At 34.1% G+C, this 14,741-nt stretch carries 12 protein-coding genes; 9 read left to right on the top strand and 3 right to left on the bottom strand.

The window, feature by feature from the left end:
• The first annotated feature begins 8 nt into the window (after positions 1–8).
• A complete protein-coding gene (locus OLM54_RS01300; RefSeq protein WP_264536814.1) occupies positions 9–590 on the top strand; it encodes a cupin domain-containing protein in 582 nt (193 codons plus the stop codon).
• Between the two features lie 22 nt (positions 591–612).
• Here the strand turns inward: OLM54_RS01300 and OLM54_RS01295 are convergent, their stop codons facing one another.
• The gene (locus OLM54_RS01295) at positions 613–966 is read right to left on the bottom strand and encodes a hypothetical protein (RefSeq protein ID WP_264536813.1); all 354 of its coding nucleotides are present in this window, start codon (positions 964–966) and stop codon (positions 613–615) included.
• Positions 967–1,179: 213 nt separating this feature from the next.
• Here OLM54_RS01295 and OLM54_RS01290 point away from each other — a divergent pair, with 213 nt between their 5' ends.
• The 6 genes from OLM54_RS01290 to OLM54_RS01265 all read left to right on the top strand — a co-directional run bounded on the left by OLM54_RS01290 (position 1,180) and on the right by OLM54_RS01265 (position 7,960).
• Positions 1,180–1,674 carry a YfbM family protein gene (locus OLM54_RS01290; protein WP_264536812.1) on the top strand — a complete coding sequence of 165 codons (495 nt, stop codon included), beginning with the start codon at positions 1,180–1,182 and terminating at the stop codon, positions 1,672–1,674.
• Between the two features lie 35 nt (positions 1,675–1,709).
• Positions 1,710–2,507 (top strand): PhzF family phenazine biosynthesis protein, encoded by a 798-nt coding sequence (locus tag OLM54_RS01285; RefSeq protein ID WP_264536811.1) that lies wholly within the window; start codon positions 1,710–1,712, stop codon positions 2,505–2,507.
• 157 nt (positions 2,508–2,664) lie between these two features.
• Positions 2,665–3,420 (top strand): helix-turn-helix domain-containing protein, encoded by a 756-nt coding sequence (locus tag OLM54_RS01280; protein ID WP_264536810.1) that lies wholly within the window; start codon positions 2,665–2,667, stop codon positions 3,418–3,420.
• 63 nt (positions 3,421–3,483) lie between these two features.
• Complete coding sequence (locus OLM54_RS01275; protein WP_264536809.1) at positions 3,484–4,644, top strand: FAD-dependent oxidoreductase; 1,161 nt, start codon at positions 3,484–3,486, stop codon at positions 4,642–4,644.
• A 225-nt stretch (positions 4,645–4,869) separates the two neighbouring features.
• Positions 4,870–7,188, top strand: coding sequence for a DNA topoisomerase 3 (locus OLM54_RS01270; protein ID WP_264536808.1), 2,319 nt, complete (start codon positions 4,870–4,872; stop codon positions 7,186–7,188).
• 295 nt (positions 7,189–7,483) lie between these two features.
• The gene (locus OLM54_RS01265) at positions 7,484–7,960 is read left to right on the top strand and encodes a DUF6265 family protein (RefSeq protein WP_264536807.1); all 477 of its coding nucleotides are present in this window, start codon (positions 7,484–7,486) and stop codon (positions 7,958–7,960) included.
• Positions 7,961–8,181: 221 nt separating this feature from the next.
• Here OLM54_RS01265 and OLM54_RS01260 read toward each other — a convergent pair whose 3' ends face one another.
• Entirely contained in the window at positions 8,182–9,342 is a 1,161-nt protein-coding gene (locus OLM54_RS01260; protein WP_264536806.1) for an MFS transporter, read from the bottom strand.
• Between the two features lie 219 nt (positions 9,343–9,561).
• On the opposite strand from OLM54_RS01260, the gene OLM54_RS01255 reads away from it, so the two are divergent.
• Together OLM54_RS01255 and OLM54_RS01250 are read left to right on the top strand one after the other, a co-directional pair.
• Positions 9,562–10,287, top strand: a complete 726-nt coding sequence (locus tag OLM54_RS01255) for a DUF4198 domain-containing protein (RefSeq protein ID WP_264536805.1) — start codon at positions 9,562–9,564, stop codon at positions 10,285–10,287.
• A gap of 155 nt (positions 10,288–10,442) precedes the next feature.
• Complete coding sequence (locus OLM54_RS01250) at positions 10,443–11,753, top strand: APC family permease (RefSeq protein ID WP_264536804.1); 1,311 nt, start codon at positions 10,443–10,445, stop codon at positions 11,751–11,753.
• Positions 11,754–11,972: 219 nt separating this feature from the next.
• On the opposite strand, the gene OLM54_RS01245 is transcribed toward OLM54_RS01250, so the two are convergent.
• Positions 11,973–14,606, bottom strand: coding sequence for a valine--tRNA ligase (locus OLM54_RS01245; RefSeq protein ID WP_264536803.1), 2,634 nt, complete (start codon positions 14,604–14,606; stop codon positions 11,973–11,975).
• Positions 14,607–14,741: the final 135 nt, after the last annotated feature.

Raw genomic sequence — 14,741 nt, 5'->3', positions numbered from 1 at the left:
TCAAAATTATGAATAGGCAAAAATTCATTTCAGTTTGTTTTTCAGCAGTTGCTTTAGCTGCTTTACCAATTGATGCTATAGGCAAAACGATCAAGAAGTTTAGAGAAAGTAAAGGTTTTATGGTTGGCTTTGGTAAAGCTCGTCTTGATAAGAAAATTTCTCTCTTTGATGGCGACACATTCCTCACAAAGATTTCGGCAAACGATACCGATGGCGATCTATATGTATATGAATCTACCAGAGTAAAAGAGGGCGGTCCCCCACACCATTATCATTTTAACCAAGATGAATGGTGGTACGTTCTGCAAGGTGAATTTATAATTAAAGTGGGCGAAAAAACATACGAGGTAAAAACTGGCGATAGTGTTTTTGGACCTCGAATGGTACCGCATAGTTTTACCAAAGTGGGAGAAGGTGAAGCAAGACTTTTAATGATTTTTCAGCCTGCCGGAAAAATGGAGGAATTTTTCACTAAAGTGAGTCAGGGTGAAATGAAAAACATGACTGCTGAACAGCAAGAAAAATTCAAAGAAGAACATGGTTTTAAGGTAGTTGGTCCACCAATAACAAAGCTAAAAACGGGAAAATAAAAGTCCCTCAAACATTACTTTTCTATTCATTAGCGTGAATTGTTGCAGACTGCAAATGAATTTTATGCAAATCATCCAATAACTCCATTTCTTCTTCTGGTAAAAGCTGTAAAGCAATTTCAAGCAAAGTCATTACATTATTATCGGCTTCATTAAATGAAAAAGTTGCCTGACTTCTAGCATCATCATTAAGCAAAATAATACTTGCTTTTAAAAGACTTGAAACCATTAAATTTAATTCGTTATAACTAGATACGTTTAGCTTTACGCTAAACGAATTATTACTACTGTTTTCTTGTTTTAGCTTTTTGAATTTATCAATTCTTTTCATTGATTCTAGAAATTCTGTGACTTGTTCTGTATGTTTTTTTTCCATGATTTTATATTTTTTTCTTCGAAACGAAACTACAAGTAATAATTTACTTTTAAGTGATTGTATACAATCGGTTGTATACAACTGAGATTGATAAATTGGATTACAGCTAATGTAAAATTATCTATAACTTTAATTTTTCGTATTTCTAAAAATTATAAATTTGATAAAAATCTTGTTGCTTTTTATTTAAGAAAATAACTCCAAATTGATCTTATGGGAATTGTATGTGAATTTTATCTCGTAGACGACAAGTTTATTCATGAGTTCTCAGAAAATCCAAAAGAACTTGAAAAGCATTTTTATGATAATTATGTTAATCCTGACGGTGATTTTCACGATGAAGGAGAAAATTATTTTTATTCTGATAAAGCCTGGAATATTGCAAGTTTTCTAATTAGTCAGAATGATACTTCGCAAGAAAAAATATTAGCTGGTTTATTAGGTGAGCCTTTAGAAAATTTAGAAGGTTTAAGTTATATCAAAACAATCAATGTTGCAGGAATGAATCAAATACTAAATCAAATTTCTATGCAACAAATTGAAGACGCCTATGACGAATCGAAAATGAAAGATCCTTATGTATATAATGCAGGATATTTCACTAAAGAAAATAGTTGGAATTATATTTTGCATCATGTAGAAATCATTTTCACCGCATTTAAAAAAGCTGCTGAAAATGGTAAAGCAATTATTGTTTGCAGAGGATAATTAATACAGTTCAAACCTCAAATAAAATTTAAAAAATGAAAACTTATTTTGTAGACTCGTTTACGAATGAAAAATTTAAAGGAAATCCGGCTGCTGTCTGTTTACCTAACACAGAATTAGACAGCAAAACAATGCAAAGTATTGCAACAGAAATTGGTTTTTCTGAAACTGCTTTTATAAAGCAAATTTCAGACAACATTTATAGCATTCGGTTTTTTTCGCCAAAAACAGAAATTCCATTATGCGGACATGCAACATTGGCTTCTTCAAAAATTGTTTTCGATACAACTTCATTTGAAACTATAAAATTTATTAACTACGAAAATATCGAGCTGTTGATTGAAAAAGTAGGAAATAAAATCAAAATGCAATTTCCTGTTTACGACACTCAGGAAACCGAAGTTCCTCAGGAAATGATAAACGCACTTGGAATTTCTGAAATTGTAAATAAAAGATCCAGTCCTAAAAATAATATCATTTTAATTGAAATTAAAAGTGCAACCGAACTGGCAAATTTAAAACCTAATTTTACAGCTTTGGTAAATTCATATACCGAAATAAATGGTGTTTTAGTAACTGCGGTTTCAGACAACGAAGTTTTTGATTTTCATTACCGTTATTTTTGGCCGTGGTCAGGCACTAATGAAGATCCTGTAACAGGTGGCGTTCAAACTTTTTTGACGAAGTATTGGGTACAAAAACTCAACAAAACAAAACTGAATGCGTATCAGTCTTCATCAAGAACAGGAACGATGAGTACGGAACTTTTAGATGACAAAGTTTTCATTTTAGGTGAAGCGGTGACGATTTTAAAAGGTGAATTTGTTTTGTAAATAAACAACAGATTATTGTAAATTGCTTCTTTCCGTAAGCAGTTTCTCTTATTAATGTGATTGCTTCGTTCCTCGCAAGGACTTGACGAAGCTGCTTTTACAAAAAACAAAAAAACTTAGTGTCTTAGCGCCTTCGTGGCAAAATTCCTTAATTCATATGAACAACGACTTTTACTACAAAGCTATAGAACCAGACGAGTCACTTCTTGACTTTGTAGAAAATATTGGAATGTTTCATAACAAGTCAGACAAAGACATGGAAGTGGTTTTATTGCCTGATGGAAGAATTGATTTGTTTTTTATGCAATCTGAATCGGAACCTTTTAAGATTTCACTTATTGGCTTGGAAACAATTCCCGAACAACAATATATTCCGGCTAATACACTGGCTTTTAAAATTACTTTTAAACCATTGGGAGTTGAGTATCTTTTACAGACTTCTATTACCGATATTTTAAATAGTGGCAAAGTTTTACCAAAGGACTTTTGGAATGTGACCAACGACGATCTAAAAGATTTTGATGCGTTTTATTCTAAAATAGCCACGAAACTAAAGGAACTCTTACCTGCCAAAATTGACGAAAGAAAACGCAAACTTTTTAAATTGGTTTATGAATCAAACGGTGAAATAAAAATACAACAGCTTTCTGAAGAAATATCCTGGAGCAGCCGCGAAATCAATCGTTATTTCAACAAACAATTTGGACTTTCGTTAAATGCATTCTGCAAAATTCTGCGCTTCAAGGCTTCATTAGAACATATTGCAAAAGGCAGACTTTTTCCGGAATTAAATTTCACAGATCAAAACCATTTTATAAAAGAGATCAAAAAATTCTCCGGCGTGGTTCCCAGTGAATTATTAAAAAATAAAGATGACCGATTTATACTATTATCCGTCCTGAAAGAGCAATAATTTTGTCCCGACGAAAGGCTAAATAGCCAGTCGGAATAAAATTAATTTAAAACTTAAACAGGAATGTTACTAGAAAATAAAGAAGTTGCCATTATTGGCGGCGGTCCGGGCGGACTTACTTTAGCCAGACTTTTACAATTGCAAAACGTAAATGTAAAAGTATACGAAAGAGATTTAAACAAAAACGCACGCGTTCAGGGTTCTCCGCTTGATTTGCACGACGGATCAGGATTGGCGGCAATTCACAAAGCAGATTTATTTGAGGAATTCAAAAATAATTTTCTGCCGGGTGCAGATAAAACGTTAATCTTAAACGAAAAAGCAGAAATATTTTTCAGCGATCACGAAATTAATGTCGATGAAGATTTTGGCAACGCTTATTTTCGCCCTGAAATAGATCGCGGTGCATTACGCAAAATATTATTAGAATCTTTACAGTCTGAAACTGTGATTTGGAACAGTCATTTTGTTTCAATGGAAGCTCAAAACGAAAGTTGGTTATTGCATTTTAAAGACGGAAAATCAGTTTACGCCGATATTGTAATTGCTTCTGATGGCGCCAATTCAAAAATCCGACCTTATATTACAGACATCAAAGCTTTTTACACCGGAATATTAATGCTTGAAGGCAATATTTATGAGTCGGCAAAAAATGCACCTAATATTACTTCGCTTATAGATGGCGGAAAAATAATGGCATTTGGAGACACTCAAAATATTTTACTCGGACAAAAAGGCGGCGGCGATCTTGGTTTCTACGCAAGCTTTAAAGCCGATGAAAACTGGACAAAAACAAACGGTTTGGATTATGCTGATAAAACGCAAATGTTAGCATGGTTCAAAAATGAATATCCGGAATGGAAAAGCATTTGGCATGAATTATTCGAAAATGTTTCAGCACCTTTTATTCCTCGTCCGATTTATTGCATGCCTCTGGATCAAAATTGGGAAGCTTTACCAAATTTAACTATGATTGGCGATGCGGCGCATGTAATGCCTCCTTTTGCCGGCGAAGGCGCTAATATGGCGATGCTCGATGCTTTAGAATTAAGCGAATGCCTAACATCTGATAAGCATAAAACAGTTCAGGAAGCTATTTCTTTTTATGAAACAAGCATGCGTGAAAGAGCTTCAAAAGCCGCACAGGAATCAATTGAAAATGGCGAAAAAATGCATTCGAAAGAGGCTTTACAAACGATGTTGGATTTTTTTGGTGGAGAATAATAAGCAAGTAACATCCATAATCAACGTCCTTGCGAGGAACGAAGCAATCTCACTTACAATTGATGCAGCAGCTGTGATTGCTTCGTTCCTCGCAAAGACTAATAGTTGCGACTTTGCAAGATTAAAAAAAGCAGGCATTAATAAGCCTTTGTACCTTTGCGCCTAAAACCTTTGCAACTTTCTTATAATAAATCCCTAATTTCGCTTTCAAAATAGAAAGAGAAAATGAAGGTCTGTATTGCCGAGAAACCAAGTGTAGCACGAGAAATCGCATTCGTTTTGGGAGCCAATACCAAACACGATGGCTATTACGAAGGAAACGGTTATGCCGTAACTTATACTTTTGGACATTTATGTACTTTAAAAGAACCCAACGATTACAAACCACATTGGAAAAGCTGGGATTTGAACAATCTGCCTATGCTTCCTGAAAAGTTTGAAACCAAAGTAGTTCAGAATTCAGGAATCCAGAAGCAATTTAAAATTGTAAAAAGTTTATTTGACAAGGCCGAATTGGTAATAAACTGCGGGGATGCCGGGCAGGAAGGAGAATTGATTCAGCGTTGGGTCATGAATGAGGCGAATTATAAAGGCGAAGTTCAGCGCTTGTGGATTTCATCCTTAACGACCGAAGCCATAAAAGAAGGTTTTGAAAACTTAAAACCATCTGCAAACTACGATAATTTATTCTACGCAGGATTTTCGAGAGCGATTGGCGATTGGCTTCTCGGAATGAATGCTACGCGTTTATACACCGTAAAACATGGTGGTTACAAACAAGTTTTGTCTATTGGACGTGTGCAAACGCCAACATTGGCAATGGTTGTAGACCGATTTAAAGAAATCGAGAATTTTAAGCCTCAACCCTATTGGGAATTACAGACTTTATACAGAGAAACGCTTTTTAGTTATGAAGAAGGTCGTTTTTTGAATAAAGAAGATGGAGAAATTTTAGCCAATAAAGTCAAAGAAAGTGAATTCGAAATTGTCTCTGTCGAAAAAAAGAACGGAAATGAATTTGCGCCAAAACTCTTCGATTTAACAGGTTTACAAGTTTATTGTAATACAAAATTTGGATTTTCGGCAGATGAAACGCTTAAAATCGCTCAAAGCTTATACGAGCAAAAAGTGGTGACTTATCCCAGAGTTGATACTACTTTTTTACCAAATGATATTTATCCGAAAGTGCCGGGAATTTTACAGAAATTGTCGAATTATAGTGCATTGACACAACCGCTTTTAGAGAAAAAGATTAAAAAATCGCCTAAGGTTTTTAATGACAAAAAAGTTACAGATCACCACGCGATTATTCCAACGGGAATCGAAATTAATTTGCCTTATAATCAGCAGCAAGTTTATGATATTATTGTAAAGCGCTTTATTGCTGTTTTTTACGATGATTGTTTGGTGGCAAATACCACAGTAATAGGAAAAGCTGCCGATGTAATGTTTAAAACTACCGGAAAAGAAATCCTAAAAAAAGGATTCCGCGTTGTGTTTGAAGATCCAAACGCTAAAGAAAAAGAAGCTGATATATTACCCAGTTTTGTTGTGGGAGAAAAAGGTCCGCATGAACCTTCGTTTTTAGAAAAAGAAACCAAACCGCCCAATCAGTTTACAGAAGCTACTTTATTGCGTGCGATGGAAACCGCAGGGAAACAGGTTGATGACGAAGATTTGCGCGAATTGATGAAAGAAAATGGAATCGGGCGTCCGTCAACGCGTGCGAATATTATTGAAACGCTTTTTAAGCGTCAATATATTGTTCGAAATAAAAAACAGGTTTTGCCAACGCCAACAGGAATTCAGCTTATTGAAACGATTCAGAATGAATTAATTAAATCGGCAGAATTAACCGGTTCTTGGGAAAAGCAATTGAAAGATATTGAAAAAGGGACTTTTACTGCGGGAGCGTTTATCAAAAACATGAAACGTATGGTTGAAGCTTTGGTTTTAGAAGTTCGAAGCGAAACCCGACACGCTAATATTTCGCACGCACAAAATATTCAGAAAGAAGTAGTAAAAGTCGAAAAAAAGAAAGCCGACGGAATTCTGGCGGAAGCCTGTCCTAAATGTAAAAAAGGAAATTTGATAAAAGGAAAGTCAGCTTTCGGATGCAGTGAATACAAATCCGGCTGTGATTTTTTATTGCCTTATACTTTTGAAGGAAAAAAAATATCCGAAAGTCAATATTTACGCTTGGTACAAAAAGGCTCAACGGTAAACATAAAGGGTTTTAAAACCGAAGAAGGTGCTGTAGAAGGCTTGATTCGCTTTGAAGAAAATTACAAACTTAAATTAGAACCTAAAAAAAAGGCTATGAAGACAGCTCCAAAAGCATCTTCAGATTCAAAACCTGATGCATTATTAGCTTGTCCGAAATGTAAAAAAGGAACAGTTTTAAAAGGAAATACTGCTTACGGCTGCAGCGATTATAAATTGGGTTGTGATTTTAAAGTTACTTTTGATGAGGTTAGAGCGAAACTAAAAGATCAAAAACCAACTAAAGAATTGGTTTATGCTATATTGAACGAAAGTGTTTAATATTTTCTTTGCCACAGATTAAAGGATTAAAATGATTTTTTTATTACGAGTTTTTGTTCACGCAGATTCTGCAGATTTGGGCAGATTAATTTTGATTTAAATTATATGAATCTGCGACTATCTGCTTAAATCTTTTTAAATCTGCGTGAAATAAATCATTTTAATCCTTAAATCTGTTGCAATTTTTTCTCATTAGAATGAACAATTTTCAATAATTAATTCGTGAAAATTTGTGAAATTCGTGGCTAACTTTTTAATAACTTAGCTTTTCAATTTAACATCAAAAACCATCAATATGTTTCAAAAAATAACCGCTTTAATGCTTTTGCTTGCAATTGTTTCCTGCAAAAAAACAGAAACTGTAGAAAAAGATAAAATCAAAATTGCTGATTGGCTTATCGGAACCTGGGAAAATAAATCTCCGGACGGCGTTCTTACCGAAAGCTGGCAAAAAGTAAACGACAGTACTTTTAGTGCAACATCTTATTTCATAAAAACCGATGATACTTTGCATTCTGAAAAAATAACTTTGGCGCAAAAAGGCGAAATGCTTATGTACAGCGCAACAGTTAATGGTCAAAATAATGACAAAGCGATCGATTTTGGTTCTACAACAGAATCTGAAAATAAATTGGTTTTCGAAAATCCATCTCACGATTATCCTCAAAAAATCACTTATACAAAAAGTGGAAATAATACTTTAATTGCTGAAATTACTGGAGATTTACGTGGAAAGAAAACTACGGAAAGGTTTATTATGACGAAGAAATAAAATCTCGCAAAGACGCGAAGCCGCAAAGTTTTTTAAACATTGCGAATTATTTATTTATCGTAATTATTGTTTTTTAAACTGGACTAAAGTCCAGCTCTATAATATGGGGCATTCCTCCGGAATTTTAGAAGATGAACCTTCGGTTCAGTCATTTTGTTGGGTGACTTTAGTCCGGTTACTTAGTGTCTCAGGAACTCAGTATTTCAGCAACTCAAAAAAACCTACTCGTTCTCTCCGATTTTATTCACCATAAAAATCATCAATATTCCTAAAAGCGCCATTATCAAAAACGCCCATTTCATGCTTAGGTATTCGGATATAAAACCAACCATTGGCGGAACAAGCAAGAAACCAAGATAACCAATTGTAGATATAGAGGTTAAGGCAGAACCGCTGCTTAATTTTGATGATCTTCCGGCAATACTAAATACTAATGGAACTACACATGAAACCCCAAACCCTATTAACACATAACCAAAAATAGTGGGGTAAACATACGGCAGAATAAAACAAATGAAAAATCCTAACGTGATCAATATACCGCTGTAAAGAAGGATTTTTTTTGTGCCAAATTTCATTACTCCGAAATCTCCAAATAAACGCCCTAAAGTTACAGCTGTTGCAAAAAACACAAATGCAGCACTGGTTAGCTTTGGAGAAGCGTGCAATATATTTTCAAAATATATTCCGCTCCAATCATACATTGTATTTTCACAAGCCATAGAAACAAAACAGATAAGGGCAAACTTTACCAGATTTTTTTCAGGCATCGAAAAGAACTTCTTTTTAACTGGAACCGGTTCATTATGAATACTCATTGGATAAAAACAAGCCGTAAGTCCCATCATAAAAATGCTTACTCCTAATAAATGATGTGATGGCGCAATATGCTGTGTTACCATGATATAACCCAATCCTGCTCCTGAAAAAACGGCGATACTCCAAACTGCATGAAAACGAGTTATGATGGATTTTGGATATAGTTTTTGCACCTCAAGAGATTGTGCATTAATAGATAAATTAAAAATATTACGAGAAACTCCAAAAATTAAAAGTATCATAACCAACTGCCATACAAAAGCTGCTAAACCCGGCAAAGACAAAGCAATATTAAACATAATTGCGCCTAATAGCATTATATAACGGCTGCTGTATTTATTTAATAACATTCCTGTAAAAGGCATTGTTAGCATTAAACCAATAGGAAATGCAAATAAAACGGCTCCAAACTGAGCTTCAGACAGATGTAATTGTGCTTGTATATGCGGAATTCTGGATACCCAGGAAGAATATCCAAAACCTGAAATGAAAAAAAATACAGTATTTGCTATTCTAAATCCTTGTGGTGAATTCTGGATTCTTTTAAAGAAAGGGAGAATCATTTATGTAAAATTTATTTAGCTGCAAATTTAGGCCTTTTAAACCATATTCTATTCTTTTAATTTACGCAAGAATACTTGCTTTTTTCCAGTTTAATTTTCGGCAATATAATATTCAAAGTCAAATTTAACGAATCATTTTTAATATATTATTTTTAATTATTCTAAATAATAGTTAGGTTTGTAGAAAATATCACACTTAATAAACTTAAACCTGATCTTATGAAATCTAATACTTTAAAAAAAATCACCTTATTTCTTTTTATGCTGGTTGCAACTCCGCAATTGTTTGCTCACGCACTTTGGATCGAAACTAAAGCAACGGGAACAAAAGGAAAAACACAGGAAATCTCTGTTTATTTTGGAGAATTCTCTGATAATGACATTACAAAAGCTGATAAATGGTTTTCAGATTTAAAGGATTTTTCGTTGGTTGTAATTAGCCCGTCAAAAAAAGAGATCAAACTTACAGCGACAGCTTTAGAGAACAAATATCAGGCTTTTTTTACACCTGATGAAGATGGAGTTTATACCGTAGTTATGCATCATACGGTAAAAGATGTGTACGGAACTATGAAATTAGATTACAATTCGAGCGCTACAGTTACGGTAGGAAATGCTGCAAAAGGAAACGAAGCGACTGCAAACACCAATATAATCAGTGTATTTTCTAAAGATGTCGCAGCGGCAAAACAAAAAACTAAAATAAACGTAAATGCTTTATACGAAGGCGCAGCCGCAAAAGAGCAAAAAATAAAAGTAATTGCGCCAAATGGCTGGGAAAAAGAATTATGGAGTAATGATAAAGGAGAAGTTTCTTTTACACCAATATGGGCGGGAAATTATATGGTAGAATTTGCCTATACTGAAAAATCTGTCGGAGAACACAACGGCAAAAAATATGATGAAATCTGGAAAATGGCTACTTACTTAATTACAGTTAAATAATTTCAACTGCAATTTTCAGATTACATTAGAAGATTCGTCTTCTGTCAAACCTTGTTCTTTTGAGCAAGGTTTTTTATATCCAAAAAACTGATTTTTAAAAATAAAGTACTTTTTATTATACTACTTTTGTTTGTGTAATAATTCAAATTTCAAAAATGTCAGATTCCAGGAAAAACCAATTAAAGAAAAGTTTAGGATTAAGTTTTAATATCGCCGTATTAATTGGAGGAACAATTGGAGTTGGAATTCTGCGAACTCCGGGAACCATTGCAGGAATGCTGGATAATTATTGGCTTATTATTATTTCATGGCTTATTGGAGGTTTATATGTTTTAATTGGTGCAAATTCTTATGCAGAACTGGCCACAATGTTACCAAAAGCCGGAGGATCTTACAATTATATTAAAAGAGCTTTTGGCAATTATGCGGGTTTTCTTTCAGGTTGGTTTGATTACATTACAAATGCAATTCCACCCGCTTTTTACTGTATTGTAATCAGCGAATATATTATCATTTTGTTTCCGAATCTGGCAGATTTTTCAACTGCAATTGCCATTTCTTTATTGATTGCTTTTGTATTATTGCATTTAAGCGGTGTAAAAAACGGAAGTGTTATTCAGCAAATTACCAGTTTACTAAAAGTGATATGTTTTGTTGCTTTGGTTGTCGCTTGTTTTATGTATTCGGGAGTACAATTAGATCCAATTCCAAAAGACAATTCTCTTGTTCAGATTGGTTTAATTTTTGGATTTTTCAAGTCGCTTCAACTTATTATCGGGACTTATAATGGCTGGAACAGTGTTTGCTTTTTTGCAGAAGAAAATGAAAATCCGGGTAAAAATATTCCAAAATCATTATATAGCGGCGTATTGCTTGTTATAGCGATTTATGTTTTAATAAATATTGCGTTTTTCTATGTTTTGCCAATGGAAACTGTGGCAAAATCTAATTTGGCTGCAGCCGATGTTGCCAATATTATTTTTGGGAAAAACGGAGCGATTATCGTAACTGTTATTTCTATTTTTTCATTGATCAGTATTCTGAATGCTTTCATGATGATTCCGCCAAGAATTTTGTATGGATTAAGTCGTGACGGTTTTTTTATCGAAAAAGGAACTACGGTAAACAAAGGCGGAACTCCAATTGTAGCGCTTTTGGTTTCTTCACTTTTTAGTTTGTTTTTAATTTGTATCGGCTCATTTGAAGTTTTGTTTTCATTTGCCGCCTTTACCTCTATTATTGTTTGGGGATTAGCATATTGTTCTCTAATAAAACTTAGAAAATCTGAACCTGATTTAGCAAGACCTTATCGCTCATTTTGGTATCCGTGGACCACTATTTTTGCCATTATTGCTTCGCTGGCATTATTGATTGGTTTTATTTTTAGTGACCCAAAAAGTTTTGTAATTATCGTTGGTATTACGCTGATTTCTTATCCTTTGTTTTTGGTTTTGAGGAGGAAATAAAGCATTTTTTTTATAGCCACGGATTCACGAATTATTTACCATCAGATTATACCCAATCTTGTCATCTCGACGAAGGAGAGATCACATAACGTAACCATACAGTGCGTCGCTCTCTGGATGTGATTTCTCGTTCCTCGAAATGACAAAATGTAGACAAAAAAACAAAACCCGACAGGTTTTAAAAACCTGTCGGGTTTGAGTATTTAAAAAAATATATACTTATTTCAAACCAGCAATACTTTGTTCGATTGTAGCAATCTTTGCCAAAGCATCGGCTTCTTTTTGTTTTTCGTTAGCAAGGACTTTCTCCGGTGCTCCGGCAACAAATTTTTCGTTAGACAATTTTGCCTGAACTGATTTTAAGAAACCTTGCGTATAAACTAACTCTGCATTTAGTTTTGCAATTTCTTCTTCAACATTGATGTTTCCTGAAATCGGAATGAAATATTCATTTGATTTTACACGGAAAGATAATGCTCCGTCTACTTTTGCAGAAACATATTCGAAAGCAGAAATATTTCCTAACTTCGTTACAATAGTATCAAAATAGGTCGAAATATTCTCGCTGTTGATCGCTTTTAATTCGATTGTATCTTTAAACGGAATATTTTTATCTTTTCTGATCGTTCTAATTCCTGATATTACTTCAATTGTACTTTCAAAATCAGAAATTAGACTTGCGTTAAATGATTTTAATTCTGGCCATGTTGAAACAATTAAAGCTTCTTCCGGAGTTCTGTCAGCAATTAAATGCCAAATTTCTTCTGTTAAGAAAGGCATGAAAGGATGCAACAATTTCAAGTTACTTTCTAACATTTCGATTGCTTTATCAAACGTTGCTTTATCAATTGGCTGTTGATACGCTGGTTTAATCATTTCAAGGAACCAAGAACAGAAATCATCCCAAACCAATTTATAAATTGCCATTAATGAATCTGAAATTCTGTATTTCTCAAAATTATCTTCAATGTCAACTAATGTTTGCTGCAATTTCGCTTCAAACCATTCGATAGCTACTTTTGATGATTCCGGTTGTGGAATAGTTTCTGAAACTTCCCAACCTTTAATCAATTTAAAGGCATTCCAAATTTTATTAGAAAACGCTTTTCCCTGATTACATAATTCTTCATCAAACATAATATCGTTTCCTGCAGAAGCACTTAAAAGCAATCCTACACGTACACCATCGGCACCAAATTTCTCGATCAAGTCTAAGGGATCAGGAGAATTTCCTAATGATTTAGACATTTTACGACGTTGTTTATCACGAACCAAACCAGTCAAATATACATTTGTAAATGGTTTTTCGCCTGCATATTCGTAACCTGCAATAATCATTCTTGCAACCCAGAAAAACAAAATATCCGGACCTGTTACTAAGTCGTTTGTTGGATAATAATATTTATAATCTGCACTTTCAGGATCCATTATTCCGCCAAAAACAGACATCGGCCAAAGCCAGGATGAAAACCAGGTATCTAAGGCGTCAACATCCTGTTTTAAGTCAGATGTTGTAAGTGAATTGTTAGAAGTTCTTTCTTGTGCTAACTTTAATGCGTCTTCGATGTTTTCTGCAACTACGAAATCTTCTTTTCCATCTCCGTAATAATACGCCGGAATTTGTTGTCCCCACCATAATTGACGGGAAATATTCCAATCGCGAATATTGTTTAACCAATGTGCGTATGTATTTTCGAAACGTTTTGGGTGTAATTTAATATCACCATCAACCAAAACTGATTTAATTGCCGGTTTTACTAAATCTTCCATTTTCAAAAACCATTGATCTGATAATCTTGGTTCGATTACGGCTTTAGTTCTTTCTGATGTTCCAACTTTATTCAAATGGATTTCGGTTTTTGCCAAAGCTCCAATTTCTTCTAATTCTTTTGCAATTTCGGTACGAACCACAAAACGATCTTTTCCCTGATAATGCAATCCGAAACTATTTAGCGTAGCATCTTCATTAAAAATATCAACGATTTCAAGATTGTGTTTTTCTCCTAATGTTTTATCGTTCATGTCGTGCGCCGGAGTTACTTTTAAACATCCGGTTCCGAATTCTACATCTACATATTCATCTTCGATAATAGGAATCACTCTGCCACAAATAGGAACAATTGCCTTTTTACCTTTTAAATGGGTAAAACGCTCATCATTTGGATTGATACAAATTGCTGTATCTCCAAAAATAGTTTCAGGACGTGTTGTTGCAATGGTTAAAAATTCCTCAGTTCCCTCTATTTTATAGTTTAAGAAAAATAATTTTCCTTGTTGTTCTTCGTAAATAACTTCTTCGTCAGACAAAGTTGTTTTTGCTTCAGGATCCCAGTTTACCATTCGGTATCCTCTGTAGATTAATCCTTTATTGTATAAATCTACAAACGATTTAATTACAGATGCTGACATATCAGGATCCATTGTAAATTTGGTTCTTTCCCAGTCGCAGGAAGCTCCTAACTTTTTAAGCTGATCTAAGATTACGCCACCATATTTATCTGTCCATTCCCAGGCGTGCGCTAAAAATTCTTCGCGTGTTAAATCGTTTTTATTGATTCCTTCTGCTTTTAATTTTGCTACAACTTTTGCTTCGGTTGCAATAGATGCGTGATCTGTTCCCGGAACCCAACATGCGTTGAAGCCTTTTAAACGTGCTCTACGAATTAAAACATCCTGAATTGTATTGTTCAGCATATGCCCCATGTGCAAAACTCCTGTGACGTTTGGCGGCGGAATTACAATTGTATAAGGTGTTCTATGATCTGGTTCTGAATGAAAATAATTGTTTTTCATCCAGTAATCATACCATTTATTCTCGATCGTTTTAGCGTCAAATTGTGCTGGAATACTCATTTATAGGTTTGTTTAATCGTGGATATGTTTAAATCGTTAATTTGTTAATTCGTTGATTTGTTGATTTGTTTAACCGTTGATTTGCTTCTGTGTTTTTAAACAAAATTATACGAATCACTTACACGATTAAACAGT

The organism is Flavobacterium sp. N1736 (genome assembly GCF_025947065.1).
GTDB lineage: Bacteria > Bacteroidota > Bacteroidia > Flavobacteriales > Flavobacteriaceae > Flavobacterium.
Note: the sequence above shows the minus strand (reverse complement) of the source record. Positions and strands in the feature narration are given on the sequence as shown.